Genomic DNA, 24,681 nt, shown 5'->3' with positions numbered 1-24,681 from the left:
TCCCTAGCATTCAAGGAGCACTGAAATGGCACGCGTCAAGCGCGCAGTGAACGCTGCGAAGAAGCGTCGCACCACCCTCGAGCGGGCCTCCGGTTACCGGGGCCAGCGCTCGCGCCTCTACCGCAAGGCGAAGGAGCAGGTCACCCACTCGCTGGTCTACTCCTACAACGACCGCCGCAAGAACAAGGGCAACTTCCGCAAGCTGTGGATCCAGCGGATCAACGCCGCCGCGCGCGCCGAGGGCATGACCTACAACCGCTTCATCCAGGGTCTCAACCTGGCCGGCATCGAGGTTGACCGCAAGATCCTCGCCGACCTCGCCGTCAACGACGTGGCCGCGTTCAACGCGCTCGTCGCCCAGGCCAAGGCTGCGCTGCCGGAGGACGTCAACGCCCCCGCGAACGCCTGAGTTAGATCTTGTAGGGACGCCCGTCGACGCATCAGCGGAGGCGGGCGTCGCTGCGTGCTCGGGAGGTTTCGCGCGGGTCCGCGGCATTTTCCCGCCATGGCGGGAAGATGCCGCTGTGATCGTCGTTCGACCCGTTGATTTCCCCGCCATGGCGGGAAACTGTCCGCTGAAGGAGACCAGATGACGCCGCTGGCAGCGGGAAACGCCCGCCTCAAGGAGATCCGGAAGCTCGCCCGCCGAGCCGTCCGTGCCGAGCGAGGGCAGTTCCTCGCCGATGGCCCGAAGGCCGTCGAGGGCGCCCTGGACGTACCCGGCTGTGTGCAGGAGGTCTTCGCGACGGAGGCGGGTGCCGAGACGTACGCGGATCTGCTCAGCGGAGTCGAGGTCACGATCGTCGAGGATCGCGCGATGGCCGGCCTCTCCGACTCGGTCACCCCCGCCGGTGTGGTGGCGCTGTGCCGGTTCCTGGACGTCCCGCTCGCCGACATCGCCGGTCCGCTCGTGGTGATCTGTGCTGACGTACGCGATCCCGGCAACGCCGGCACCGTCATCCGCTGCGCCGATGCGGCCGGGGCCTCCGGGGTGATCCTGGCCGGCGACTCGGTCGACCTCTACAACCCCAAGACCATCCGGGCCTCGGTCGGCTCAGCCTTCCACCTGCCCGTCGCGGTCGAGCGCGATCCCCTCGCCGCCGTAGCGGCCGCGAAGGCCGCCGGCCTGACCGTTCTCGCCGCCGACATGCACGGCGAGGCCGACATCTTCGGCGCCGACGACCTGCTGGCGAAGCCGACCGCCTGGCTCTTCGGCAACGAGGCCTGGGGCCTTCCCGACGAGCTCGCGGGCGCTGCCGACCACGTGGTCTCGATCCCGATCTTCGGCCGCGCCGAGTCGCTCAACCTCTCCACCGCCGCAGCCCTCTGCGTCTATGCCTCGGCGCGGGGGCAGCGCGGGTGAATGTTCACCGAGGTAACTCGGTGGAGGGTCACTGCCTTCGTGGAACTCGACGAGGGGAGTGAGCAGCCGGTGAGTTACCTCGGTGAACAGTCGACCGACATTCCGGCCTGCCGAGGAGTCACTCCCGCTGGCCGAATGGTCCCCGAGATGTCCACTCGGCCGACGCGAGTGACGCCTCGGCAGACGTACTTGACGCTTCGGAGGAGGCTTGACCTTCATCTCACCTGAAGGGCGACGGTTGTGGACATGGATGAGCCACTGCTGACGATCGGTGCTTTCGCCCGCGCCGTGGGCCTGACCGCGAGCGCGCTGCGCCACTACGACGAGTGCGGGTTGCTGGTGCCGGCCGAGGTCGACTCCGGGACCGGATATCGCTACTACACGCCCGAGCTCGCCGACCGGGCCCGGCTGATCGTGGGCATGCGGGAGGCCGGGGTCCCGATCGAGACGATGCGGGTGGTGCTCGACTCGCCTACCGCACAGGCCCGGGCCGCGCTGGCGGAGTTCCTCGAGGACCAGGGCGCGCGCACGGCGCGGGCCGAGGAGGCCGTACGCGGTGTGCTGACCGCCGTCGACGCCGGCCCCGCCGCCCGGCCGGCGCTCGTCGAGCTCCCTGGTCCCGTGCTGGCCGCGGCGATCCGGCAGGTGCGGCACGCGGCCGAGTCCGACCCGGCCTCCGAGCTCGCCTCGGTGCTCGTCGACGTCGACGAGTCCGGCGTGGACGTGGTGGCGACCAACCGCTACTGGATGGCGGTGCGGAACCTGCCGGCGGTCGCGGAGGGGGACGGCGGCCGTGCGGTGCTGTCCCTGCCCGACGCGGGCGCGCTGGCCGACCGGCTGGATGCGATCACGACCGCCGAGCTGCGCATCGCGGACGGCACCCTGACCCTCGCCGGGCAGGAGCTGGGCCGCGACACCACCTACCCGGCACATCGGCTCGTGCTGGCCGGTCTCGAGCCGGCCGTCACCGGGGCGGTGCTCGCCAAGGCCGACCTGCTCGCGGGGCTCGACGCGGCCGCCTACGCCGAGGTCGACCTCTTCCTCGAGGACCGGACGCGGCTCCGCTCCCCGCACGCGGCCGAGCAGAGCGACGTACGCGGCGTCGTGACCGGCCCGCCGAGCCGGCTCCGGCTCGGCACGGCCCTGTTCGGTCGCGCGCTGGCAGCGTGCCTGGGAGACGAGGTGCAGCTGGCGGTGACCGCGCCGGATCGGCCGGTGGTGGTGACCTCGCCCTACCAGCCCGGGTTCACCGCGCTGGTCATGCCCGTACGTCACGAGGACTGAGCCCGTGGGTAGAACCACAGGCCGGGGGTTCCGCCCCTGGCTGGCAGCATCGACCGCATCGGTCTTCGGTGACTCGGTGACCTTCTTCGCGATCGGCTGGGCCGCGGCCGGCTTCGGGGCCGATGCCGCCAGCCTCGTGCTGACCATCGAGGGATTCCCCCTCGCGTTGCTCGTCCTCGTCGGAGGCGTGCTGGCCGACCGGATCGGCATCCGCCGCACCATGGCTGTGTGCGACGCGGCGATGGTGCTGGTCATGGCCGCGTTCGCCCTCGGCGCGATCGGTGGCGCCGGACTGTGGATGCTGATCGCGCTCGGCGTCGTCTCCGGCACCATCCAAGCCCTGCGGCGCCCGGCCGAGGGGGTCTTTCCGCGGCTGTTCGGGTCCGAGAATCTGGACCGGCGGATGGCGCTGGTCGGATCGGCCCACCAGATCGCCCGCGCCGCCGGGCCGGCGGTCGGGGGCTTCCTGATCGGCCACGGGGGCCTGCCGCTGACCGCAGGGCTGGACGCCGCGACGTTCGCCGTCGTCCTAGCCGTGCTCCTGGCGGTTCGCCCGCCTCACGAGCCGGAGCCCGCGCCCCGTCAGGGCTCGGTCTGGCGCAGCCTTGTCGACGGGATGCGGACGGCGACGGGCACTCTGGGGGTGGTCCCGGTGCTCGTAGCCATCACCGGCCTCGCCGCAACGGTGCTCCCGCTGGTCATGCTCGCGTTGCCGCTGGCCGGCCGTGAGCGCGGCTGGACCGCGGCCGAGACGGGTCTCGTCAGCGGGGCCTGGGTGGCCGGGGGACTGGTGATGTCCCTCGCCGTTGCCCGGTGGGGAGCGCCCCGCGCGTCCGTCGCGGTCATGGGCCCAGCGTTGGCTGCCGGTGGCGTCGTCCTCCTGGCGGTGCGTACCGAGCTCTGGACGGGGGTCCTCGCAATCGGCCTGGTCGGAGTTGGCACCACGATGCTGACCAGCTACCTCATTCCGGCGTTCGTCGCCAGCACCCCGCCGGAGATGCTGGCCCGGTTCTCGAGCCTGACCCAGGCTGCCCAGACGGTCCCGGTCCTGATCGCGACGCCCGTGCTCGGTGTGGCGGCCGGGTTCGACCTCCGGGTGGCGCTTGCGGTCATCGTCGCCCTGCTTCTGGCCACCGTGCCCGCTGCGGCTCGGGTCGCGCGGCTGCCGCGGCGTCAGGAGCTGGAGCCGGTCAGCGGGTAACGGACACTGCCCGGCAGGGACACCCCGGTGGGTCTGATACACGGAAGGCAAACCTGTTTCACTCGGGACGCGGAAGTTCTCCGGGTGATGCGAAGGAGCACGGCATGACGAACGTGAGCAGACGACGGCTGTTGGCCACGGGAGGTGCGGCGGCGGCCGCGGGCGCGACCTTCCCGCTGTGGACGTGGTCGCCGAGCGCGTCGATCGCGGGCACGGGGGAGGGGCTCGATCCCGAGTACGTCTGGGACGTCCGCGCCGATCCGGTCATCGAGCGTCTCTACGGCGAGGGCACCGACAAGGTCGCCGAGGTCAACGAGATCCTCAAGGGCTGGACCACCAACGACCAACCGGTTCCCGACGGGCTGCCGGGCTACCTGGCCGACTTCATCGAGGAGGCCCGCCGGCTCCCGACCTGGGCCGACCAGGGGAAGCTGCAGCTGGCCGGCACGTTCAACGAGGAGAGGTACGGCTTCTTCCTCGCGCTTCTCTACACCCTCGGCAGCGGCCTGATCAGCTGCGCGATCAAGCGCGAGGCGTGGTCGGTCTACTACTCCTACGGCGGCGCGAACATGCGTGACCGGATCGCCAAGACGACAGTGCTCGGCTACGACGTGATGGACGCCCAAGGCTGGACCGCGACCGGCCGGCTGATGGTCGACTCGGTCAAGACCCGGATGGTCCACGCCGCCGTACGCCACCTGCTGCCGCAGTCCCCGCACTGGTCGAGCGTCGGTGCCGGCCAGGAGATCCCGATCAGCCAGGCCGACATCCTGGTCACCTTCCACAGCCTCGGCACCTGGGTGATGAAGAAGTTCACCGAGTGGAAGATCGCGCCGAGCAAGGAGCTCGCCGACGCGTTCCTGCACGCCTGGAACGTCGACCTCCACCTCCTCGGCGTGCAGGATCAGTACCTGCCCAAGGACTGGGCGGCCGCCTACGCGCAGTACGACCAGGTGATGGGTCCGGCCACGGGCGGCACCCGGGAGGGCGTCGAGCTCGCCCAGGCCCTGCTCGACTCGGTGATCGGCGAGGGCAACCCGCTGCTGCGCCACGAGCTGGAGTCGCTGGGACGCTACGTGATCGGGGATGCGTACGCCGACATGATCGCCTTCGACAAGGATCCGCTGCTCGCGCCGGTCTGGGCGAGCGCAGTGCCGCTGCTGGTCACCTCCTACCAGAGCACGGTCCCGAACATCCCGCTCGTCTCCAACCTGCTCCCCGAGGTCGTGCACACCTTCATCAAGATCTACTTCTCACCCGGCGACCCGGCGCCGATCACGCTGCCGCTGAGCAATCGGCCGGAGTAGCGGCCCCGGGCGCTCGCTCGGTCTAGGGTGACGACGTGGACGCCCGAGAACTCGCCGATGCCCTGCCCGACGGCGTCGTCGTCGCCGACGCGGATGGCGCGGTCGTCCTGGTCTCCGGCCTGGCTGGGCGGATGCTCGGCGTGGACCCGGTCGCGAGCCTGGGGAAGCCGCTGGGTGACGTACTCACGCTGAGCAACACCGAAGGCCAGACGTGGGCCGAGGCCAACCGGCCCTACGACACCTTGCGCACCGTCACCGGGACGCCGGAGCAGGCCTGGCTGCTGCCCGACGGCACCGAGGTGCTGGTCGTCTCGACGATCCGGCGCCCGTCCCTGGACGCCGACGTCGACCAGGTCTCGATCTCGCTGCGCTCGGGCCGGGGCCGCAAGCGGCTCGACCGGGAGCGGTCCGACCTGGTCGCCACCGTCGCCCACGAGCTGCGCTCGCCGCTGACCGGGGTCAAGGGGTTCGTCCAGGCGCTCCTGAACCGGTGGGACAGGCTCAACGACGATCAGAAGAAGCTGATGCTCAAGACCGTCGCCTCCGACTCCGACCGGCTCTCGAGGCTGATCGCCGAGCTCCTCGACGTCGCCCGGATCGACACCGGCAGGCTGCAGCTCTACCCGCGCGCCAGCGACGCGACGGTGCTGGTCACCCGCGTGGTCGAGTCGGTGCGCTCGGCCACCTCGCGGCCGATCGAGCTCGACGTCTCCGCCGGGGAGGACGAGCTCGAGATCCACGCCGACCCGGACAAGTTCACCCAGGTCGTCACCAACCTCGTCGAGAACGCCGTACGCCACGGCGACGGTGTCGTCACCGTGAGCCTGGGGGTGCGTCCGGACGACCCCGACCAGGTCCTGCTGGTCGTCGAGGACCGCGGCGAGGGCATCCCGGCCGAGCTGCGCCAGCGCGTGTTCACGAAGTTCTGGAAGCACGGCGCCCGCGGCGGCTCGGGCCTGGGCCTCTACATCGTCGGCGGTCTCACCCGTGCGCACAGCGGCTCGGTCGCGATCGCCGACGCCGACGGTGGCGGGGCCCGCATCGAGGTCGGCTGGCCCAGGACGGACTCGTCGGCCTGAGCGACCCGAGCCGCTCGCTGTGGCGTAGATCATGTCCCCATTAAATAGGCATTTCAGAATCCGAATTAGTAGCCTGCTGATGTGCAGCTGACCCGGTTCACCGATCTGGCCCTGCGGATCGTGATGCGGCTCTCCGTCCTCGAGGAGGGGCAGAGCGCCACCGCCGCCGGTCTGGCCGAGCAGCTCCACGTACGTCGCGCCCATGCCGCGAAGGTCGTCACTGCGCTCGGACGCCTCGGCGTGGTCGAGACCAGGCGGGGGAGGACGGGCGGGCTGTCCCTGGCCGCGAGCGCCCGGGACACCTCCGTCGGTTGGATCGTCCGCGAGCTCGAGGGTCCCGGCGAGGTGGTCGAGTGTGACGGCGCCGAGCCCTGTCCGCTGCGTACGGGCTGCCGGCTGCGGCGCGCTCTGCGGGAGGCCCAGGAGGCCTTCTATGCATCCCTCGATCCCCTCACCATCGACGATGTCGCCGCGGCGCCGACGCGCGCCCTACTGCTTTCGATCGGCTCGGGCCCGATCGACTGATCCCACCCACCCACATCAACACGACGACCAAGGAGTCCCTCGTGATGTTGTCCCCTGCCTCGACCGAGGTTGTTCGCGCCACCCTGCCCGTGATCGGTGCTGCGATCGGCGAGATCACGCCGATCTTCTACCGCCGCATGTTCGCCGCCCACCCGGAGCTGGAGCGCGACCTGTTCAACCGTGGCAACCAGGCCCAGGGCGACCAGCAGCGTGCCCTCGCCGGCGCCATCGCGGCGTACGCCACCCTGCTGGTGGCCGAGGACGGCCCAGACCCGCGGGCGGTGCTTGCCCGGATCGCGCACAAGCACGCCTCGCTCGGGATCCGTGAGGACCAGTACCCGATCGTCCACGAGCACCTCTTCGCGGCGATCGTCGAGGTCCTCGGCGAGGCGGTCACTCCGGAGATCGCGTCTGCCTGGGACGAGGTCTACTGGCACATGGCCGAGAGCCTGATCGCCATCGAGAAGGAGCTGTACGCCGAGGCCGGTGTCACTCCTGACACGGTCTTCCAGCGCTTGGTCGTACGCCGCCGGGTACAGGAGTCTCCCGACACCGTCTCCTTCGTGCTGGCCGCCGAGGACGGCTCGCCGCTGCCGGCCGCGCACCCGGGACAGTACGTCTCGGTCGCCGTACGCCTGCCTGATGGTGCCCGTCAGATCCGGCAGTACAGCCTGACCCGGGCGCCGCAGGCCAGCGAATGGGGGATCTCGGTCAAGGCGATCCCCGGCCACCGCGAGGACGACGCGATCGCACCCGCCGGCGAGGTCTCCAACTTCCTGCACGGCAACGTCTTCGAAGGCGACGAGATGGAGGTCTCCGCACCGTTCGGTGAGCTCACCCTGCCCGAGCACGAGGTGCCGTTGGTGCTGATCTCGGCGGGCATCGGGATCACCCCGATGATCGGCTTCCTGCGCCACCTGGTCCACGCCGAGTCGGACCGCGCCGTCCTGGTGCTGCACGCCGACCGCTCCCTGGCCAACCACGCCCACCGGGCCGAGACCGCCGAGCTCGTCGAGGCGCTGCCCGGAGCCACGCAGCTTCGCTGGTACGAGGATCTCGGCACCCGGGAGGCCGATGAGGTGCTCCGTGCCGGCCGGATCGACCTCGACGGTGTCGAGCTGCCCGCCGAGGCCGAGATCTACCTGTGCGGACCGGTGCCGTTCATGGCCAGCGTGCGGGCCACGCTGCGCCGGCGTGGTGTCGCCGAGGACCGGATCCACTACGAGGTCTTCGGCCCGGACGCGGGTCTCGCCTCGGCATGATAGATCTCCTCGCCGCGACAGCCTGGCGATAGGGCGCGCCCCGCCCCTGACCCGGCGCTTGGTGATGGGGCAGTGGCGCCGGGTCAGGGGCGGGAGCGGGCCAGCAGGAAGATGAAGTACGGCGCGCCGATCAGCGCGACGACGAGACCGGCGGGGATCTGGGCGGGGCTGATCGCGGTGCGGCCGATGGCGTCGGCGACCACGAGGAGCAGCGCCCCGACCAGGATGGCGACCGGTACGACCCGTGCGCTGCGCCCGCCGACGAGGGCGCGCGCGATGTGCGGCGCGACCAGACCGACGAAGCCGACGACACCGACGGCGGAGACGGCCATCGCGGTGAGCACCGCGGCGGTCAGCAGGATCAGCAGCCGAACCCGCTCCGAGGAGACCCCGACCAGGCGTGGGGTGTCGTCGTCCAGGGTGAGCAGGTCGAGCTCGCGGCGCACCATGAATGCGACCGGGATCGCGAGAGCCAGCGCGACTGCGACCGGGATGACCTGCTCCCAGCTGCGACCGTAGGTCGAACCGGACAGCCAGGTGTAGATCCGCGGGGTGTCCCACGGGTTGGAGCGCACCAGCAGGAAGGTGCTCAGCGAGGCTGATCCGTACCAGACGCCGATGCCGATGAGCACCAGCCGGTCGGTGTCGATCCCGCCGCGCCAGGCCAGGCCGTAGACGAGCCCGAAGGCGACCAGCGCTCCGAGGGTCGCCGCGATGAGCATGGTGGTCGTCGAGGCTGCGGCCGAGGACTCGCTGCTCCACCCGGAGGAGAGCCCGGTCACCACGACGACCGCGCCGACCCCGGCGCCACCGGTGATGCCGAGGATCCCGGGCTCGGCCAGCGGGTTGCGGCAGGTCGCCTGGACGAAGGTGCCCGCCAGGGCGAGCGCACCGCCGGCGAGGACGGCGGCGCCGACACGTGGCGCCCGCTCGTCGAGGGCGAACTGGACCAGCGGGATCCCCTCGCCCTGCAGCCAGGCGACGATGTCGCCGGTGTAGAGCCACTGGTGGCCGGCCAGCAGGCCGACGACGGTGGCCCCGACGGTCAGGGCGAGCAGCAGGACGAGCACCACCAGGAACCGGGCCCGGCTGCGGATGGTGACGGTGGCGCCCGGCGGCCGGCGGGTGGGGCCGCTGTCGCGTCCGCCGCGGGCGAGGATCACCATCACGATCGCTCCCGCGATCGTCGTGGTCACGCCGGTGGGCACGGACATGGCCTCGTCGGCGCCGAGCACGGCCCGGACGAGCACGTCCGCACCGACGACGACGAGAGCACCCACGAGACCGGAGGCCGGCAGCAGCACCGCGTGCCGGTGCAGCGCGGGGACGATCCGGCCGAGCAGGCGGACGAGCACCGGGGCGCACAGGCCGACGAAGCCGATCGGCCCGGCCAGCGTCACCGACGCGGAGGTGAGCACGACGGCGAGGACGGTCCCGATCGCCCGGGTGGAGCGGACCGGGACACCGAGGACTGAGGCCGCGTCGTCCCCAGCGGCGAGCAGGTCGAGGCGGCGGGCGAGCATCAGGGCGCAGACGGTCGCCACCGCGACGACCGGTGCCACCTGCCAGAAGGCCCGCAGCCCGAGCTGGCTCAGCGAGCCGCTGCCCCAGGCGAACAGGCTCGTGGTCTCCTCGGAGTAGAGGATGAGCAGGGTCGAGGTGCCGGCCTGGAGCGCGAGCGCCACCGCCGAGCCGGCCAGGATGAGCCGGGTCGTCGACGTACCCGCACCGCCGGCGAGTGCGAGCACGAGCCCGGCGGCCGTGAGGCCGCCGAGGAAAGCCGTGATGCCCGAGGCCCACAGCGGGACCGAGAGCCCGAACGCGGCGACCAGCGTGACCGCGAAGTACGCCCCTCCGGTCACGGCGAGGGTGTCCGGAGAGGCCATCGCGTTGCGGGCCAGCGACTGCAGGAGCACGCCCGCGACGCCGAGCGCGAACCCGACCGCGACGCCCGCGGCGAGCCGGGGGATCCGCGAACCGGTGATGATCTCCATCGTCGACGCGGTCGCGCCGTGCGCCTGCTCACGTCCGAGCAGCGCGTCGAGGAAGTCGGCGGGGCCTACCCCCGAGGTGCCCTGGGTGAGGTGCCAGCCGGCAGCGAGAAGCAGCCCGGCGAGCAGGCACAGGAGGACGACTGACGCGCCTCCTGCACCCGCTCGCGGGGCCTTGACGGCATCGGTCACTTGGTGAGCAGGTCGACGTACGCGTCGAGGATCTGCTCCGCCGAACGCGGGCCACCGAAGGTCCAGATGGCGGCGGGGAAGGCGTGGGAGCGTCCCTCGCTGACCGCGGGGATGGACTTCCAGACCTTGTTCTTCGCGAGCTCGGCGTTGACGTCGCCGACGGGGTCGACGGTGCCGGTGTAGAAGAAGGTGGCCTCGCCGAGGGTGGTCATGCCCTCGATGTCGGTCTGCCCGAGGCCGTACGCGGGGTCGACCTCGCCGGTCCAGGCGTTCTTCAGGCCGAGCTCCTCGCCGAGCTCACCGATCAGCGAGCCCTGGCCGAAGGGGCGGATCGCCACGTTGGCGCCGTCGATCCAGCCGTCGAAGTAGACGAACTCGGTGCCGGCGACATCGGCGTCGGCGAGCGCCTTCTTCGACTCGGCGAGCTTGTCCTCGAACTCGCCGACCACGGCCTCTGCCTGCTCCTCGCGGCCGGTGGCCTCGGCGATCATCTCGAAGGTGGTCACCATGTTGGCGACGGGGTCCTTGGCGTCGGCGCCCTTGGTGGCGAGCACGGGGACGTCGTACTTGGCGAGCTGCTTGAGGATCTCGTCCTCGGCGGTGTAGGCCTCGACGACGATCAGGTCCGGGTCGGTGCCGAAGAGCGTCTCCAGGTTCGGCTCACCGCGGGTGCCGACGTCGGTGGCGCCGTCCGCCAGCTTCTCGGCGGTGTCCCAGGTGTTGTAGCCCTTGGGGTCGGCCACGGCGACCGGGTCGACGCAGAGGCTCAGCAGGTCCTCGGTCTGCTGCCACTCCAGGACGGCGACCCGCTCGGCGGGCTTGTCCAGCTCGACCTTGTTGCCGAAGGCGTCGGTCAGGCTGACCGCACCGGTCGAGGTCTCGACCCCCTCGCAGCCCGCGGAGGCCTTCTTGACGGGCTCGTCGGTCTCGGCGGCGGTGGTGGTCTGGCCACACGCGGCGAGCAGCAGGGCTGCGCCGGCCGTCGCCAGGGCAGCCGTCGTCGTACGTCGATTCATGATTCCTCTTCGTGTCCACCGGCGTCAGCGCCGGGCGTGATGCCTGCCGCGTGGCTCGACCCGGACGCGCCCGGTCTCCAGATCGGAGGTCACCTCGATCGGGAGCCCGTACACCTCGGAGAGGTGTTCGGCGGTGAGCACGTCAGCAGGTTCGCCGGTGGCGTGCACAACGCCGCGGTGCAGCAGTACGACCTGGTCCGCCACGGCGGCGGTCTGGTTCAGGTCGTGCAGGACGACGCCGATGGCCGTCCCGTGGTGGTCCGCGAGGTCGCGGACCAGGTCCAAGATCTCGACCTGGTAGCGCAGGTCGAGGTGGTTGGTGGGCTCGTCGAGCAGCAGTACGCCGGTGTCCTGGGCCAGGCAGCTGGCCAGCCAGACGCGCTGCAGCTCGCCACCGGAGAGCTGGTCGACCGGACGGTCCGCCATCGGCGCCGTGCCGGTCAGCTCCATCGCCCGGTCGATGCTCGCCAGGTCGTCCTCGGTCAGGGCGGCGAAGCGCCGGCGGTGAGGGTGGCGGCCGAATCCGACGACGTCTCGCACGGTCAGGCCGGAGGGATGTGGGCGGGACTGGGAGAGCAGCGTGACCTTGCGCGCGAACGCCCGTGCGCTCAGCGGCGTGCTGTCGGCACCCTCGAGCTGGACCGACCCGGAGGTCACCCGGTGCAGCCGGGCCAGGGAGCGCAGCACGGTCGACTTCCCCGAGCCGTTCGGCCCGATCAGTGCGGTCACCCGACCCGACTCGAGACCGATCGAGACTCCATGGACGACGGTGGCACGGGCGTACCCGAGCACGAGGTCGTGGCCGGACAGAGCGGGAGGCATGAGGTGAGGCTAGCCTAACTAAGGCTCACCTGTCCCGAGGGGGTCTACTGGGTGGGCGTTCCAGCCCGCTTCCGGATCCCGAGGAGATCACTGGCCGGGCCGTCGACTCGGGGCATGGCTTTACTATCACCCGGTAAAGGAACGGATACAAGGGTCCACAAGTCCCCTACAACACGGTGTGCGTGGCCGGTCCCGGGCCGAGCACGGGGTCCGCAGGACGTCCGGTTCGCGCGAGGAGGTGCGAGGTTCCTAGACTGTCGTTCATTCATGACAACTGAGTCATCAGACGACGAAAGCCAGTGATGTCCGGTCCCAACACCGACTATGACCCGGTAGAGGTCACCCCCTTGAAGGCTGAGGAGGTCGAGGCTGCGCGCGAGGCTGCGCTGGTGGCCATCGACGCCGCGAGCAGTCTCGAGGAGCTCAAGCAGACGCGGCTCGACCACGCCGGCGACCGTTCGCCGCTGGCCCTGGCCAACCGCGAGATCGGCGCACTGCCTCCGGCCGCGCGCAAGGACGCCGGCCAGCGGGTCGGCAAGGCCCGTGGCGCGGTCAACCAGGCGCTCGCCGCGCGGCAGAAGGTCCTCGAGGCCGAGCACGAGGCGCGGATGCTGGTCGAGGAGACCGTCGACGTGACGCTCCCGACCGACCGGTTCCCAGCTGGTGGGCGGCACCCGCTCACCACCGGCGCCGAGTACATCGCCGACATCTTCGTGGCGATGGGCTGGGAGGTCGCCGAGGGTCCGCTCATCGAGGCCGAGTGGCTCAACTTCGACGCCCTCAACCTGGGCCCGGACCACCCGGCCCGCACCATGCAGGACACCTTCTGGACCGAGCCGGCCGAGAACCACGTGGTGCTGCGGACCCACACCTCGCCCGTCCAGGCGCGGACGATGCTCACCCGCGAGGCGCCGATCTATGTCGTGTGCCCGGGCAGGGTCTTCCGCACCGACGAGTACGACGCGACCCACTCGCCGATGTTCCACCAGGTCGAGGGGCTGGCCATCGACGAGGGCATCTCGATGGCGAACCTGAAGGGCACCCTGGACCACTTCGCCACCCAGATGTTCGGCGAGGGCATCGTGACCCGGTTCCGGCCGTCGTACTTCCCCTTCACCGAGCCTTCGGCCGAGGTCGACCTGACCTGCTTCGTCTGCCGGGGAGCACAGGTCATCGATGGCGTCACCTGTCGCACCTGCAAGGGCGAGGGCTGGATCGAGTGGGGCGGCTGCGGGATCGTGAACCCGCGCGTCCTGGTCGCGTGCGGTGTCGACCCGGAGAAGTACAGCGGCTTCGCGTTCGGGATGGGCATCGACCGCACGCTGATGTTCCGCACCGGCCTGTCCGACCTGCGCACCCTCTTCGAGGGTGACGTCCGGCTTACTACTGCATTCGGGAGTGAACTGTGAAGGCCCCCCTCTCCTGGATCAAGGAGTACGTCTCGCTGCCGACCGAGCTCGGGGTCGAGGAGATCACCGACCGGCTGACCGCGCTCGGTCTCAAGCTGGAGGCGATCGAGACCTCCGGTGCCGGCATCGAGGGCCCGCTCGTGGTGGGCCAGGTGCTCACCGCCGACGCGGAGCCCCAGAAGAACGGCAAGACGATCAACTGGTGCTCCGTGGACGTCGGTGACGCCAACGGCACCGGCGAGCCCCAGGGGATCGTCTGCGGTGCGCACAACTTCGTCCCCGGTGACAAGGTCGTCGTGATCCTGCCCGGCGGCGTGCTGCCCGGCAACTTCCAGATCTCGGCGCGCAAGACCTACGGCCACCTGTCTGCCGGAATGATCTGCTCCGCCCGCGAGCTCGGGCTGGGGGAGGAGGCCGACGGCATCATCGTGCTGCCCGCCGACGCCCCCGCGCCCGGCACCGACGCCCGCGGGGTGCTCGGTCTCGGCGAGGAGATCATCGAGTTCGAGATCAACCCGGACCGTGCCTACGCGCTCTCGATGCGTGGCATCGCGCGGGACGCGGCATTGGGGTTCGACGTACCGTTCCACGACCCGGCGCAGATCGACTTCCCCGTCGCCGACGGGTCGGGCTACCCGGTCCGGCTCGAGGACGAGGGCTGCGACTACTTCGTCACCCGGGTGATCACCGGGTTCGACCCGGCAGCCCCGACGCCGGAGTTCATCAAGAAGCGGCTCGAGGCCACCGGCGTACGCTCCATCTCGCTGGCCGTCGACGTCTCCAACTACGTGATGATGGAGCTGGGTCAGCCGACCCACTGCTACGACCGTGCGAAGCTGACCGGCGACATCGTGGTCCGGCGGGCGAGCGAGGGCGAGAAGATCACCACGCTCGACGACGTGGTCCGGGTCCTCTCCGAGGAGGACCTGCTGATCACCGACGACTCCGGCCCGATCGGCATCGCCGGTGTGATGGGTGGGGCGTCCACGGAGATCTCGGAGACGACCACGGAGATCGTGGTCGAGGCCGCGCACTTCGACCCGACCACCGTCTTCCGCTCCCAGAAGCGTCACAAGCTCCCGTCCGAGGCCTCCAAGCGCTTCGAGCGCGGCGTCGACCCGCTGCTGCCGCCCGCCGCTGCCGAGCGGGTCGTCGAGCTGCTCGTCGAGCACGGTGGCGGTCAGGCCGTCGGCGTCTCCGAGGTCGGGTCGATGGCCTCGCCCGCGACGCGTGCGCCGCTGAAGACGATCACCATCCCCGTCGACCTGCCGGCCCGGATCATCGGGCTCGACATCGACGAGGCGACCGTGGTGAAGTCGCTCGAGTTGATCGGTGCCGGCGTCACGGTGTCGGGTGACTCGCTGACCGCGACCGTCCCGACCTACCGGGTCGACCTCACCGACCCCTACGACCTCGTCGAGGAGGTCGCCCGGATCGTTGGCTACGACCAGGTCCCCTCGGTGCTGCCGCGCCGGGCGACCGGTGGTGGCCTGACCCGGGCCCAGCAGCTGCGCCGCCGGATCGGCCGTGCGCTGGCCGGTGCCGGCCTGGTGGAGGTCGTCGACTTCCCGTTCGTCGGCGAGGCCGACTTCGACCGGCTCGGGCTGCCCGCCGACGACGTGCTGCGGCACACCGTCAAGCTGGCCAACCCGCTCAGCAGCGAGGAGCCCGGCTACACCACGACGCTGCTCCCGGGCCTGCTCAAGGTCGCCGCGCGCAACGTCTCCCGGGGTCAGGACGGGGTCTCCCTCTTCGAGACCGCGACCGTCGCCTTCCCGGTCGACCAGGCCGCGCCGATCTACGGCGTCGACCGGCGCCCGACCGACGAGGAGCTCGAGAAGCTGCTCGCCGCGATCCCGCGCCAGCCGCTGCACCTCGGTGTCGTGCTCGCCGGGGAGCGTACGCGGGGTGGCTGGTGGGGTGCCGCCGAGACCGCCTCGTGGGCCGACGCCATCGACGTCGTCCGCCGCCTGGGCTCCGAGCTCGGGGTCGCTGTCGAGGTCGCCTCGGCCTCGCGCGCGCCCTGGCACCCGGGTCGCTGTGCGGTCGTCTCCATCGACGGTGTCGAGTTCGGTCATGCCGGCGAGCTGCACCCCAACGTGTGCAAGGCGTTCGGGCTGCCCGCTCGTTCGGCAGCGGTCGAGATCGACCTCGACTTCCTGATCTCGAAGGTGCCCGCCACCGCCGCCGGCCCGGTCTTCTCGACCATGCCGATCGCGAAGGAGGACGTCGCGCTCACGGTGCCGGTCGAGGTGACCGTGGCCGCCGTCGAGGCGGCGCTGCGTGAGGGTGCCGGCGAGCTGCTGGAGACGGTGCGGCTCTTCGATGTCTATGAGGGCGACCAGGTCGGCGAGGGAAAGAAGTCGCTCGCCTTCGCGCTGCGCTTCCGCGCTCCCGACCGCACGCTGAAGGCCGAGGAGACCGCGGCCGCACGCGATGCGGCGGTCGCCAGGGCGGCCGAGCTCACCGGCGCCGTCCAGCGCTGAGGATCTGAGCAGGATCTGACCCAGGTCCGACATGGAACGGGGAGGGCCGCTCGCGATGCGAGCGGCCCTCCCCGTCTGCGTACGGTCGCTATCCCCGGCCGCGGATGCCCAGCTCGCGAGCCAGCGGCTCGGTGAGCTGGGGTGCGTACTGGCGGGACATGTGGGTGCCGTCGTAGTGGGTGATGGTGTCGCCGACGACGGCGGGGCAGGAGCCGTCCCAGCAGAAGTAGGAGCTCATGTCGGCGACGTCGACACCGACCTCCTCGGCCGCCCGGACCTGGACGTCGATCGAACGCTCCCGCGACTCCACCGCGCCCATCAGGCAGTCGCCGAGCGTGGCTCCGGGCCGGGACAGACAGGTGCCGGCGTTGGCGTCGAAACCCTGGATGTCGCGGATCAGCACCGTACGCCGCGCATGTTTGTCCACCCGGCGCAGGAAGTCGGTGTAGGCCGGGTGCATGAGCTCGTCGATCCGGTCCTGCTTGCCGACCCAGTCGCCGTCCTCGTCGAAGACGCCCTTGATGGGCGGGGCCGTGGAGACGACGGTCAGGTCCGGGTCGAGACGCTTGTACTGCTTGAATGCCCACCGGTTGAAGTCGTCGCACTCGGTGTAGGGGTCGTGCTCGTCGCTGCCGCGGTCGGTGGTGATCGAGGCGGAGACGCAGCGGTTCTTGACGAGGAAGTAGGCCCGGAAGCCGTGCTCCTTCGCGACCCGGTTCAGCGTCGGGACCCAGTGCAGGGCGTGGGAGTTCCCGAAGACCACCATCGTCCGGTCCCCGTCGGGGTCGCCGTCGACGCACAGGTCGCGTTCGGTGTCGTCGGTGTAGTCGCAGCGGGTCCGGCTCGGCTTGAGGGAGTCGAGCTCGGTGAGCGCGGGACGCAGCTCGGTCGGGACCGCGGTGTCCTCGCGGGCCGCGAGCACCGAGGCCCGCACCAGTGCCTCCTGCTTGTCCAGCGACGGATCGGCCGCGGGTGCGTCGGCCAGGGTGATCGCCGGCTGGAAGGAGCCGCGGGTGGCCTCGAAGTCGGCGTAGACGGTGCCGCCGAACGCGATGGCCGCCACGAGCGCGATGCTGACCGGGTAGAAGGTCAGCGCGCGCCGGGTCGGCCGCCACAGCGCGCCCTCACGGAACGGTGCTTCGACGATCCGGAAGGAGACGTACGCCAGGACGAACGCGCCCGCGACGGCCAGACCGCGCTCGGGCCAGGTGAGCTCACGCTGCAGGACGATCTCGGGCAGCACCAGGAGCGGCCAGTGCCACAGGTAGAGCGAGAAGGACCAGTCGCCGATCGCCCGCATCGGCGCCACCGACAGCAGCCGGGCGCCGATCGTCGTCTCGCCCGAGGGGAGGGCGCCGGCGAGGATGACGGCCGCGGAGCCGAGCACCGGGAGCGCGGCGTGGTAGCCGGGGAACGGGGTGGACTCGTCGTAGGCCAGGCAGGCGACGATGATCGCGGCCAGCCCGCCGAGGGCGAGGACCTCCCGCGCGATGGGCACGGCGGCGATCCGCTGCATCACCCGGCCGCTGGTGACCAGGATCGCCAGCGCTGCGCCGACCCCGAGCTCCCAGGCCCGGGTGAGCGAGGAGAAGTAGGCCGAGGTGGCCTCCGCGGGCGTGTGGAGGATCGACCAGACCAGGCTCGAGACGGTGATCAGCGCGATCGCGGCGAGGAGGAACCGGCGCGCCCGCACGGAGCCCTGCTCAGCCGCACGCTCGCCGCCGCGGGCGCGGCCGATCCTGGCGGCCAGGACGATGCAGACCAGCGCGACCAGCGGCCAGACCAGGTAGAACTGCTCCTCCACGGCCAGCGACCAGAAGTGCTGGACCGGTGAGGGTGGCAGCTCGGCCTGGAAGTAGTCGGTCCCGGCGATTGCCATCCGGATGTTGGCCGCGAACGCCGAGGCCCAGACCGCGTCGGTGGCGAGCGTGGCGACCTGTGCCGGCCCCAGCAGTGCCACCGCGGCGACCACGGTGACGGCGAGGGTGAGCGTGGCCGCCGGAAGGATGCGCCGGGCCCGGCGCGCGTAGAAGCGTCTCAGCGATATCCGGCCGGTGCGGCCGAGCTCACCGACGAGCTGCTGGGTGATCAGGAAGCCCGAGATGACGAAGAAGACGTCGACGCCGACGAACCCGCCGGCGAACCAGGAGACTCCCGCGTGGGCGGCTAGGACAGTGAGGATGGCGACGGCGCGTAGCCCCTGGACGTCGCCACGGAGCCGTTTCGCCGGCCTGGAGGTAGGCTGGTTCGAAACGGTCGTGCTGGGGTTGAGGTGGGGGACCTGGAGGTCGTGAGACATAGGCGGGTGAGGTTACCGAGTTCACCCCCCGGATTCCCAGATTTGGGCTCCCGGCCATGTCTCAGCTCGGGTCGGCCGCCTCGAGGTGGCTCAGGACGGTGCGGACGTCCTCGCTCGTGGTCTGCCACGACGTCACGAACCGGACCTGGTCGCCGAGCCGGTAGAAGAGCACGCCGGCCGCCTCCAGGCGGTCGGCCGTCTCCTCGGGGAGATCCACCCAGGCGAGGTTGGCGTCGACGGAGTTGGTGATGCGTACGCCTGCCTGCTCGAGGCCGGCGGCGAGCTCGGCCATCTGCTCGTTGGCGTTGCGGGCGTTGTGGAGCCAGAGGTCGTCGGTGAGGTAGGACAGCAGCTGCGCCGACTGGTAGCGCATCTTCGAGGTGACGTGACCGCTGCGCTTGGTGCGGTAGACGAGCTCGTCGGCGGGAGCATCGCTGAAGCAGACGATCGCCTCGGCGGAGAGGGCGCCGTTCTTGGTCGCGCCCAGCGAGAGTACGTCGACACCCGCCCGCCAGGTGAGGTCGGCCGGCGCGGCGCCGGTGGCCACGACGGCGTTCGCGAACCGGGCGCCGTCCAGGTGCACGCGCAGGTCGCGGGTCTTGGCGATCCCGGTGAGCTCGGAGATCTCCGCGACGGAGTAGACCGTGCCGTAGTCCGAGGGTGAGGTCAGGGAGAGGACGCTCGGCTGGGAGTGGTGCGGGTCGCCCCAACGTACGCCGTCCAGGTGGGTCTGCAGAGCCTCCGGCGCCATCTTGTAGCCCTCGCCCGCGAGGCCCGTCATCACCGCGCCGCCGCTCAGGTAGGAGGTGGCGCCACCTTCGCTGCTCAGGATGTGCGCGGTCTCGTGGCACACCACCGCACCCCACGGCGGCGTCAGTGCGGAGAGCGAGAGCGCGTTGGCGGCGGTCCCGCTCAGCACCGGGAACACCCGGGCCGTCGGGTGCTCGAAGACCTCGCGTACGCGGGCCTCGAGCGCGGCGGTGACCTCGTCACCTCCGTAGGCGAGCGCGGAGCCGGAGTTGACCGCGGCCATCGCCTCCAGGATCGCGGGGGAGACGGCGGCGGCGTTGTCAGAGCGAAGTTCGACGGTCACGGACCCATTCTTGCCTGCCGCTGTGCGTACGCCTCGATGCCGTCGAGGAGGAGGCCGTATCCGAGCTCGAAGAGCTCGTCGATGTCCATGTCGTAGCCGTCGGCGAGCAGGGCGCCCGGGCCGAAGAGGCGAGCCATGTGCGGGAAGGTGCTCCGGAAGGAGTCGTTACCGAAGTGGGGCACGTACTGCCGGTCGGTCCACTCCTCGGCCGAGACCCCGGTCAGGGACAGGGCCTCGTCCTCGCGTTCGATGTTCGCGGCCAGCCCGGCGACGTGGTTGTAGAGCAGCACGTGCATGTCGAACTGCGTCTTCGGGGGCAGGCCCAGGCCTTCGAGGGCGCCGAGCAGCCGGTCGCCGAAGCGGAGCAGGTTGGGGAGCAGCATCGGCCGGGTCAGCGGCTGTGTGCGGCCGAGCCACGGGTGGTCGCGGTGGAGGCGCCACAGCTCGCGGCCGAGCGACTCGGCACGCTCGCGCCAGGGCGCTTCCGGGTCGAGCGTGAACGGCGAGGCGGCGTAGACCGCGTCTGCCATCGCCGCGACCAGCTCGTCCTTGCCCTCGACGAAGCGGTAGAGCGACATCGGGGCGACGCCGCAGCGTCCGGCGACCGCGCGCATCGAGACCGCTTCGAGGCCCTCGGTGTCGGCGATCGCGACCGCCTCGGCCAGGACCCGGTGACGGGTGAGCGCCCTGGCTCCCGAGGTCCGGGAGGCGTCGTCGCGGGGCGCGACCACGGTGCCCGAGCGGGGACGGGTGATCACCAGCCCCTCGGTGCGCAGCACGTCGAGCGCCTTCGTCGCGGTCGCGAGCGCGACGCCGAACTCCTGGGCGACCTGGCGCGTCGAGGGCACCTTGCCGCCGGGCGCGATCTCGGCGTCGTTGATGCGCCGGGTCAGCTCGGCGGCGATGCGGACGTACGTCGGTTCGGTCGAGCTGGCCACGGCGGCCCTCCTTGTCGGTCACTGTGCTAGGACAGATTCTAGTCAGATGGATGCTGTTCTAGTCCAGATCAAATTGTGTATTGCCAGGTCAGAGGCATATTCGCTACGGTCTGTCTCGGCTCAGTATACGGTGTATCGAAAGGAACGATCATGACCACTGTCCTCATCTCCGGCTCCAGCGTCGCCGGCACCGCCCTCGCCTTCTGGCTCCGTGAGCAGGGCATGACCCCCGTCGTCGTCGAGCGTGCGCCGGTGCTGCGTCGCGGTGGTCAGGCCGTCGACGTACGCGGCGCCGCCCTCACCGTTCTGCGTCGGATGGGACTCGAGGCCCCGGCCCGAGCGTTGAAGAACGAGTCGACCGGCATGAACATGCTCGACGGCGACGGCAACGAGGTGATGCGCTCGGAGGAGTTCGCGCTCTCCTCGGGCCAGGTCGACTCCGAGGACATCGAGATCCTCCGCGAGGACCTCGTCGACCTCGTCGACGCGCGCCTCGACGGCGTGGAGCACCTCTTCGGCGACTCGATCACCGCGATCAGCGAGGAGGCAGACGGTGTCCTGGTCGAGTTCGAGCACGCCGCCCCGCGCCGCTTCGACCTCGTCGTCGGTGCCGACGGCCTCCACTCCAACACCCGCCGCCTCGTCTTCGGTCCCGAGGCCGACCACATCCACCACCTCGGCACCTACCTGTCGGTGTTCAGCCAGGAGAACTTCCTCGGCATGGACCGCTGGCAGACCTGGATCAACGACGGCCGCGACGGCGGCGCCGTGATGACCGTGCGCGAGAACCGGGAGCTGCGGATCTTCCTCGGCTTCGCCGCCGGCCCGATCGACTACGACTACCGCGACGTCGAGGCCCAGAAGCGGCTCGTCGCCGAGCACCTGGCCGGCCTCGGCTGGGAGGTCCCGAACCTCATCGAGCGGATGTGGGGCGCCGAGGACTTCTACTTCGACTCGATGGCCCAGATCAAGATGGAGTCCTGGTCGCGGGGCCGGGTCGTGCTCCTCGGGGACGCAGCCCATTGTGCCGCGCCGCTCTCGGGACAGGGCACCAGCCTGGCTCTGGTCGGTGCCTACGTGCTGGCTCTCGAGCTGGGTCGGTCCGCCGACCACGCCGAGGCCTTCGTCCGCTACGAGAAGCGGATGCGACCGTTCGCCGAGGCCAACCAGGAGCTCGCGCTGATCGACCGGCAGACGGTCGACCCGGAGGAGTCGACGCGCCGCCTCGACGCCGTCAAGAACCTGATCGAGCTGGATGCGGTCGGCTAGAACCTGGGGTAACACGTTGTTCGTAGGACTACTCGCCCTATTAGATGGGGCGAGTAGTCCTACGAACAACGTGTTACCCGCGGCGGCGCACCATCGCGTACGTACGCGATATATCGCTATGACAGAATGGTGGCTGTGACGACGCTGAGTGTGCTGGACGAGGTCACCTGGGCGGGGGCGCCGGTGGCCGGCGAGCGGACCCGGGCGCTGCTGCGCGCCCTGGTCGAGGCCGGTCCCCGCGGTGCTTCCGAGACCGCTCTGGTCGAGGAGATCTGGGGTCGCGACGACGTCCCGGCCAACCCGGCCAAGGCGCTGCAGGTCGTCGTGTCGCGGGCCCGGACGGCGACCGCCGCCACGGCGATCGAGCGTACGCCGCGGGGCTACCGCCTCGGCCTCGACGCCGGCCAGGTCGACGCCTGGTCACTGCGTCCGGAGGCGCTGCGGCTGGCCGCGGAGAGGCGCTACGCGGAGGCACTGCCGCTTCTCGAACGGCTCATCCGGATCGAGTCCGACGAGGAGGTCACCGAGGCGGTGCTGCGGGCCGTCGCCGCCGTGCACGGGGTGCCGGCGGCGCTGGAGCGCTTCGAGACGTACCGGACCGGGCTGGCCGACGGGCTCGGTGTCGACCCGAGCCCGCAGCTGCGGGCGGTCCATGCCGAGCTGCTCGCGCGCGACCGCCCGGTGCGCTCGGGGCTGCGCCACGACGCCGACGTGCTGATCGGGCGCGAGCAGGACGCCGCCGAGGTCTCGGCGCTGCTGAAGAGCTCGCGGGTCGTCACGATCCTCGGGCCCGGAGGGCTGGGGAAGACCAGCCTGGCCCAGGTGATCGCCCACGGCGCCGAGCAGCCGGTGCTCCACTTCGTCGAGCTGGTCGGCGTGACCGCACCCGAGGATCTGGTCAGCGAGGTCGGCTCGGCTCTCGGCGTACGGGACTCGGTCGCCCATCGTGACCGGCTCACCCCCGAGCAACGGGCCGACGTGCGGTCGCGGATCGCACAGCAGCTCGACGGCGCGCCCACCCTGCTCGTGCTCGACAACTGCGAGCACATCGTGGCCGCCGTCGCCGACCTGGTCGCCTTCCTGGTCGCGACGGTGCGCGACCTGACCGTCCTGACCACCTCCCGGAGCCCGCTCGCCATCGGCGCGGAGCGGGTCTACCCGCTCGGCCGGCTGGGGACGTACGACGGCAGCGAGCTGTTCCGGCGTCGCGCGGTCGCCGCTCGGCCCGGTGTCCACCTCGACGAGGGCCGGGTCGACGAGATCGTCACCCGGCTCGACGGCCTTCCGCTGGCGATCGAGCTGGCCGCGGTGAAGGTGCGCGCGATGTCGGTCGACGACATCGCGCGGCGGCTGGAGAACCGGTTCGAGCTGCTGCGCGGCGGGGACCGCAGCGCTCCCGACCGTCATCAGACCCTGGTCGCGGTCATCGACTGGTCCTGGAACCTCCTCTCCGAGCGCGAGCGTCGGGCGATGCGCTGGCTCTCCGTCTTCCACGACGGGTTCACCCTCGCCGCGGCCGAGACGATGCTCGGCGCCGACACGTTCGCCGCCATCGAGGAGCTTGTCGACCAGTCGCTGCTGACGGTCCTCGAGGCACCGCTGGGGTTCCGCTACCGGATGCTCGAGACCGTCCGCGAGTTCGGCCGGATGCAGCTGATCGACGCCGGCGAGGACACCGCGGCCCGGGCGGCGCAGCGCGCGTGGGCGCGAGCCTACGCGGATGCGAGCGCGGGCCGGATCTACTCGCCGGAGCAGTTCGACGCGATGGATGAGCTGCGCGCGGAGGAGAGCAACCTCGCCGACATCCTGCGCCAGGTCCTCGCCGACGACGAGGCCGAGTCTGTGATCCGACTCTTCTGCGCGATGGGCGTCTTCTGGACCATAGCGGGCGAGCACCAGCGGGTGATCATGCTGGGCGGACCGGTCGCCGATCTTCTTGCCGAGTGGGAGCCGCCTCCGGAGCTGCTGGAGAAGACCCGGCTCGTCCTGGCCCTGCTGCTCTTCGGCGCCGCCGTCACTGGCGGCTCCGGGCTCGAACGGCTGATGACGATCCTCGACCGGATCGGCGCCGACGCCGCGGACCCACAGCTCAGGGTGTTGCTGAAGGTCATGCAGGCGATGGCGGGCAGCGTCGCCAGCACCGGAGCCGGGCGGCCGCTGGAGGACGAGCTGGCGGTCCTGGTCGACGACCCCGACCAGGACGTACGCGCTCGTGCCTTGACCTTCCTCAGCCACGAGCGGGAGAACCTCGGGGACCCCCAGGGTGCCGTCGCGGCGGCGAGGGAGGCGTTGCGCCTGACCGGAACCGGCGGCGGCCTCTGGCCACAGGCGACGCTGCACGCCCAGCTCAGCGGCCTCTATGCCCAGCTCGGCCGCCTCGGTGAGGCCGCCGAGCACGCCCGTGAGGCCGTCCCGGTCCTGCGCCGTCTCGGTGCCGACGACGATCTCGTCCAGACCCACGCCATCTTGGTGACGTACGCCGTCGAGCAGGGCCGTCTCGAGGACGCCGCCGAGATCCTCGCCCAGCTCATCGACGAGCAGCCGCACGGCGGCTTCGGCTCCCGGGGCGCCGTCCACGGTGCCCGGGCTCAGCTCCTCCTCGCCCAGGGACGGGTCGGCGAGGCGCTGGCGCTGTTCCGTGAGGTGGTGGCGACGATGGGCGAGGTGCCGTTCCCGGGGTTCACCGACGACGCCGACCTGGTGCCGTGGCGGGTGGCGGCCGAGGCGGTCACCGTGGTCGCCTCCGCCCGTCATGGGGCGGGCGCAGAGGGTTCGGACCTCTTCGAGGCCCTGATGGTCAAGGCGCCGCGCCTGGTCTCCGAGGAGCGCCGAGCCCAGGACTATCCCGTCACCGGGATGGTGCTGTTCGCGCTCGGGCTGTGGGGGCTGCTGCGGGACGCGCTGCCGTGCGAGGAGTCGGTGCGGCTGGTGGTGCTGGCCGACCGGTTCGGTTACTCCCGCTCGTTCCTGGACATGCGCTGGGCGCTTGCGGTCGCCGACGCGAGCCGGCTCGCACCGGGCGTACTCGAACGGGTCTCGGCGGAGTACGGCGAACGCCGCGGGCTCGCCCTGCTGGACGAGGCCCGCGGCGTCATCGCGCGGCTGAGCTGACTCTGGGCTGACTCTGGGCTGACTCTGGGCCGAC

At 71.0% G+C, this 24,681-nt stretch carries 18 protein-coding genes; 12 read left to right on the top strand and 6 right to left on the bottom strand.

Translation table 11 applies throughout. The features are described 5' to 3' along the window. The first annotated feature begins 25 nt into the window (after window positions 1-25). From rplT to BLT25_RS04305, 8 genes are all read left to right on the top strand, one after another. Window positions 26-409: a 50S ribosomal protein L20 gene (rplT, locus tag BLT25_RS04340; protein ID WP_091042264.1), complete on the top strand. Its 384-nt coding sequence runs from the start codon at window positions 26-28 to the stop codon at window positions 407-409. Window positions 410-589: 180 nt separating this feature from the next. Further along, window positions 590-1,363 (top strand): TrmH family RNA methyltransferase, encoded by a 774-nt coding sequence (locus tag BLT25_RS04335; RefSeq protein WP_091042261.1) that lies wholly within the window; start codon window positions 590-592, stop codon window positions 1,361-1,363. A gap of 246 nt (window positions 1,364-1,609) precedes the next feature. Beyond that, window positions 1,610-2,647 carry a MerR family transcriptional regulator gene (locus tag BLT25_RS04330; RefSeq protein WP_143033628.1) on the top strand — a complete coding sequence of 346 codons (1,038 nt, stop codon included), beginning with the start codon at window positions 1,610-1,612 and terminating at the stop codon, window positions 2,645-2,647. Window positions 2,648-2,651: 4 nt separating this feature from the next. Beyond that, window positions 2,652-3,848, top strand: coding sequence for an MFS transporter (locus BLT25_RS04325; RefSeq protein ID WP_091042256.1), 1,197 nt, complete (start codon window positions 2,652-2,654; stop codon window positions 3,846-3,848). Window positions 3,849-3,952: 104 nt separating this feature from the next. Next, window positions 3,953-5,155, top strand: a complete 1,203-nt coding sequence (locus BLT25_RS04320; protein ID WP_091042253.1) for an oxygenase MpaB family protein — start codon at window positions 3,953-3,955, stop codon at window positions 5,153-5,155. Between the two features lie 35 nt (window positions 5,156-5,190). Beyond that, window positions 5,191-6,234, top strand: a complete 1,044-nt coding sequence (locus tag BLT25_RS04315; RefSeq protein ID WP_091042252.1) for a sensor histidine kinase — start codon at window positions 5,191-5,193, stop codon at window positions 6,232-6,234. 81 nt (window positions 6,235-6,315) lie between these two features. Next, window positions 6,316-6,759 carry an RrF2 family transcriptional regulator gene (locus BLT25_RS04310; RefSeq protein WP_091042249.1) on the top strand — a complete coding sequence of 148 codons (444 nt, stop codon included), beginning with the start codon at window positions 6,316-6,318 and terminating at the stop codon, window positions 6,757-6,759. A 44-nt stretch (window positions 6,760-6,803) separates the two neighbouring features. After that, window positions 6,804-8,021: a globin domain-containing protein gene (locus BLT25_RS04305; RefSeq protein WP_091042246.1), complete on the top strand. Its 1,218-nt coding sequence runs from the start codon at window positions 6,804-6,806 to the stop codon at window positions 8,019-8,021. A gap of 83 nt (window positions 8,022-8,104) precedes the next feature. Here BLT25_RS04305 and BLT25_RS04300 read toward each other — a convergent pair whose 3' ends face one another. From BLT25_RS04300 to BLT25_RS04290, 3 genes are read right to left on the bottom strand one after another with little or no spacing between them, the layout of a single operon-like run. After that, window positions 8,105-10,204, bottom strand: coding sequence for an iron ABC transporter permease (locus tag BLT25_RS04300; protein ID WP_218131227.1), 2,100 nt, complete (start codon window positions 10,202-10,204; stop codon window positions 8,105-8,107). Further along, window positions 10,201-11,220 carry an ABC transporter substrate-binding protein gene (locus BLT25_RS04295; RefSeq protein ID WP_091042242.1) on the bottom strand — a complete coding sequence of 340 codons (1,020 nt, stop codon included), beginning with the start codon at window positions 11,218-11,220 and terminating at the stop codon, window positions 10,201-10,203. The genes BLT25_RS04300 and BLT25_RS04295 overlap by 4 nt, the downstream gene beginning before the upstream one ends. Window positions 11,221-11,244: 24 nt before the next feature. After that, complete coding sequence (locus BLT25_RS04290) at window positions 11,245-12,042, bottom strand: ABC transporter ATP-binding protein (protein WP_091042239.1); 798 nt, start codon at window positions 12,040-12,042, stop codon at window positions 11,245-11,247. Between the two features lie 302 nt (window positions 12,043-12,344). On the opposite strand from BLT25_RS04290, the gene pheS reads away from it, so the two are divergent. Beyond that, window positions 12,345-13,451, top strand: coding sequence for a phenylalanine--tRNA ligase subunit alpha (pheS, locus tag BLT25_RS04285; RefSeq protein WP_091042237.1), 1,107 nt, complete (start codon window positions 12,345-12,347; stop codon window positions 13,449-13,451). After that, on the top strand, window positions 13,448-15,937 hold the full coding sequence (gene pheT / locus BLT25_RS04280; RefSeq protein WP_091042234.1) for a phenylalanine--tRNA ligase subunit beta: 2,490 nt from the start codon (window positions 13,448-13,450) through the stop codon (window positions 15,935-15,937). Before pheS ends, pheT begins: the two co-directional genes overlap by 4 nt. Before the next feature lie 88 nt (window positions 15,938-16,025). Here pheT and BLT25_RS04275 read toward each other — a convergent pair whose 3' ends face one another. From BLT25_RS04275 to BLT25_RS04265, 3 genes are all read right to left on the bottom strand, one after another. Further along, complete coding sequence (locus BLT25_RS04275) at window positions 16,026-18,236, bottom strand: acyltransferase family protein (protein WP_091042232.1); 2,211 nt, start codon at window positions 18,234-18,236, stop codon at window positions 16,026-16,028. A 61-nt stretch (window positions 18,237-18,297) separates the two neighbouring features. Beyond that, on the bottom strand, window positions 18,298-19,329 hold the full coding sequence (locus BLT25_RS04270; protein WP_091042230.1) for a threonine aldolase family protein: 1,032 nt from the start codon (window positions 19,327-19,329) through the stop codon (window positions 18,298-18,300). Next, window positions 19,326-20,267 carry a GntR family transcriptional regulator gene (locus BLT25_RS04265; protein ID WP_091042228.1) on the bottom strand — a complete coding sequence of 314 codons (942 nt, stop codon included), beginning with the start codon at window positions 20,265-20,267 and terminating at the stop codon, window positions 19,326-19,328. Before BLT25_RS04265 ends, BLT25_RS04270 begins: the two co-directional genes overlap by 4 nt. Window positions 20,268-20,417: 150 nt before the next feature. Here BLT25_RS04265 and BLT25_RS04260 point away from each other — a divergent pair, with 150 nt between their 5' ends. Next, window positions 20,418-21,536, top strand: coding sequence for an FAD-dependent monooxygenase (locus BLT25_RS04260; RefSeq protein ID WP_091042226.1), 1,119 nt, complete (start codon window positions 20,418-20,420; stop codon window positions 21,534-21,536). A gap of 135 nt (window positions 21,537-21,671) precedes the next feature. Further along, window positions 21,672-24,647: an ATP-binding protein gene (locus BLT25_RS04255; protein WP_218131226.1), complete on the top strand. Its 2,976-nt coding sequence runs from the start codon at window positions 21,672-21,674 to the stop codon at window positions 24,645-24,647. Window positions 24,648-24,681 lie beyond the last annotated feature (34 nt).

This window comes from Nocardioides sp. YR527 (genome assembly GCF_900101045.1).
In the GTDB taxonomy this organism is placed as follows: Bacteria; Actinomycetota; Actinomycetes; order Propionibacteriales; family Nocardioidaceae; genus Nocardioides.
The sequence above is the reverse complement of the archived record's forward strand: the minus strand, read 5'-3'. Positions and strand labels throughout refer to the sequence as shown.

Bases quoted from the DNA above. Each gene is read 5' to 3' on its own strand.
- BLT25_RS04320 (WP_091042253.1), top strand. From the start codon at position 3,953: ATGACGAACGTGAGCAGACGACGGCTGTTGGCCACGGGAGGTGCGGCG.
- rplT (WP_091042264.1), top strand. From the start codon at position 26: ATGGCACGCGTCAAGCGCGCAGTGAACGCTGCGAAGAAGCGTCGCACC.
- pheS (WP_091042237.1), top strand. From the start codon at position 12,345: ATGTCCGGTCCCAACACCGACTATGACCCGGTAGAGGTCACCCCCTTG.
- BLT25_RS04275 (WP_091042232.1), bottom strand. From the start codon at position 18,236: ATGTCTCACGACCTCCAGGTCCCCCACCTCAACCCCAGCACGACCGTT.
- BLT25_RS04295 (WP_091042242.1), bottom strand. From the start codon at position 11,220: ATGAATCGACGTACGACGACGGCTGCCCTGGCGACGGCCGGCGCAGCC.
- BLT25_RS04290 (WP_091042239.1), bottom strand. From the start codon at position 12,042: ATGCCTCCCGCTCTGTCCGGCCACGACCTCGTGCTCGGGTACGCCCGT.
- BLT25_RS04260 (WP_091042226.1), top strand. From the start codon at position 20,418: ATGACCACTGTCCTCATCTCCGGCTCCAGCGTCGCCGGCACCGCCCTC.
- BLT25_RS04335 (WP_091042261.1), top strand. From the start codon at position 590: ATGACGCCGCTGGCAGCGGGAAACGCCCGCCTCAAGGAGATCCGGAAG.
- BLT25_RS04330 (WP_143033628.1), top strand. From the start codon at position 1,610: ATGGATGAGCCACTGCTGACGATCGGTGCTTTCGCCCGCGCCGTGGGC.
- BLT25_RS04305 (WP_091042246.1), top strand. From the start codon at position 6,804: ATGTTGTCCCCTGCCTCGACCGAGGTTGTTCGCGCCACCCTGCCCGTG.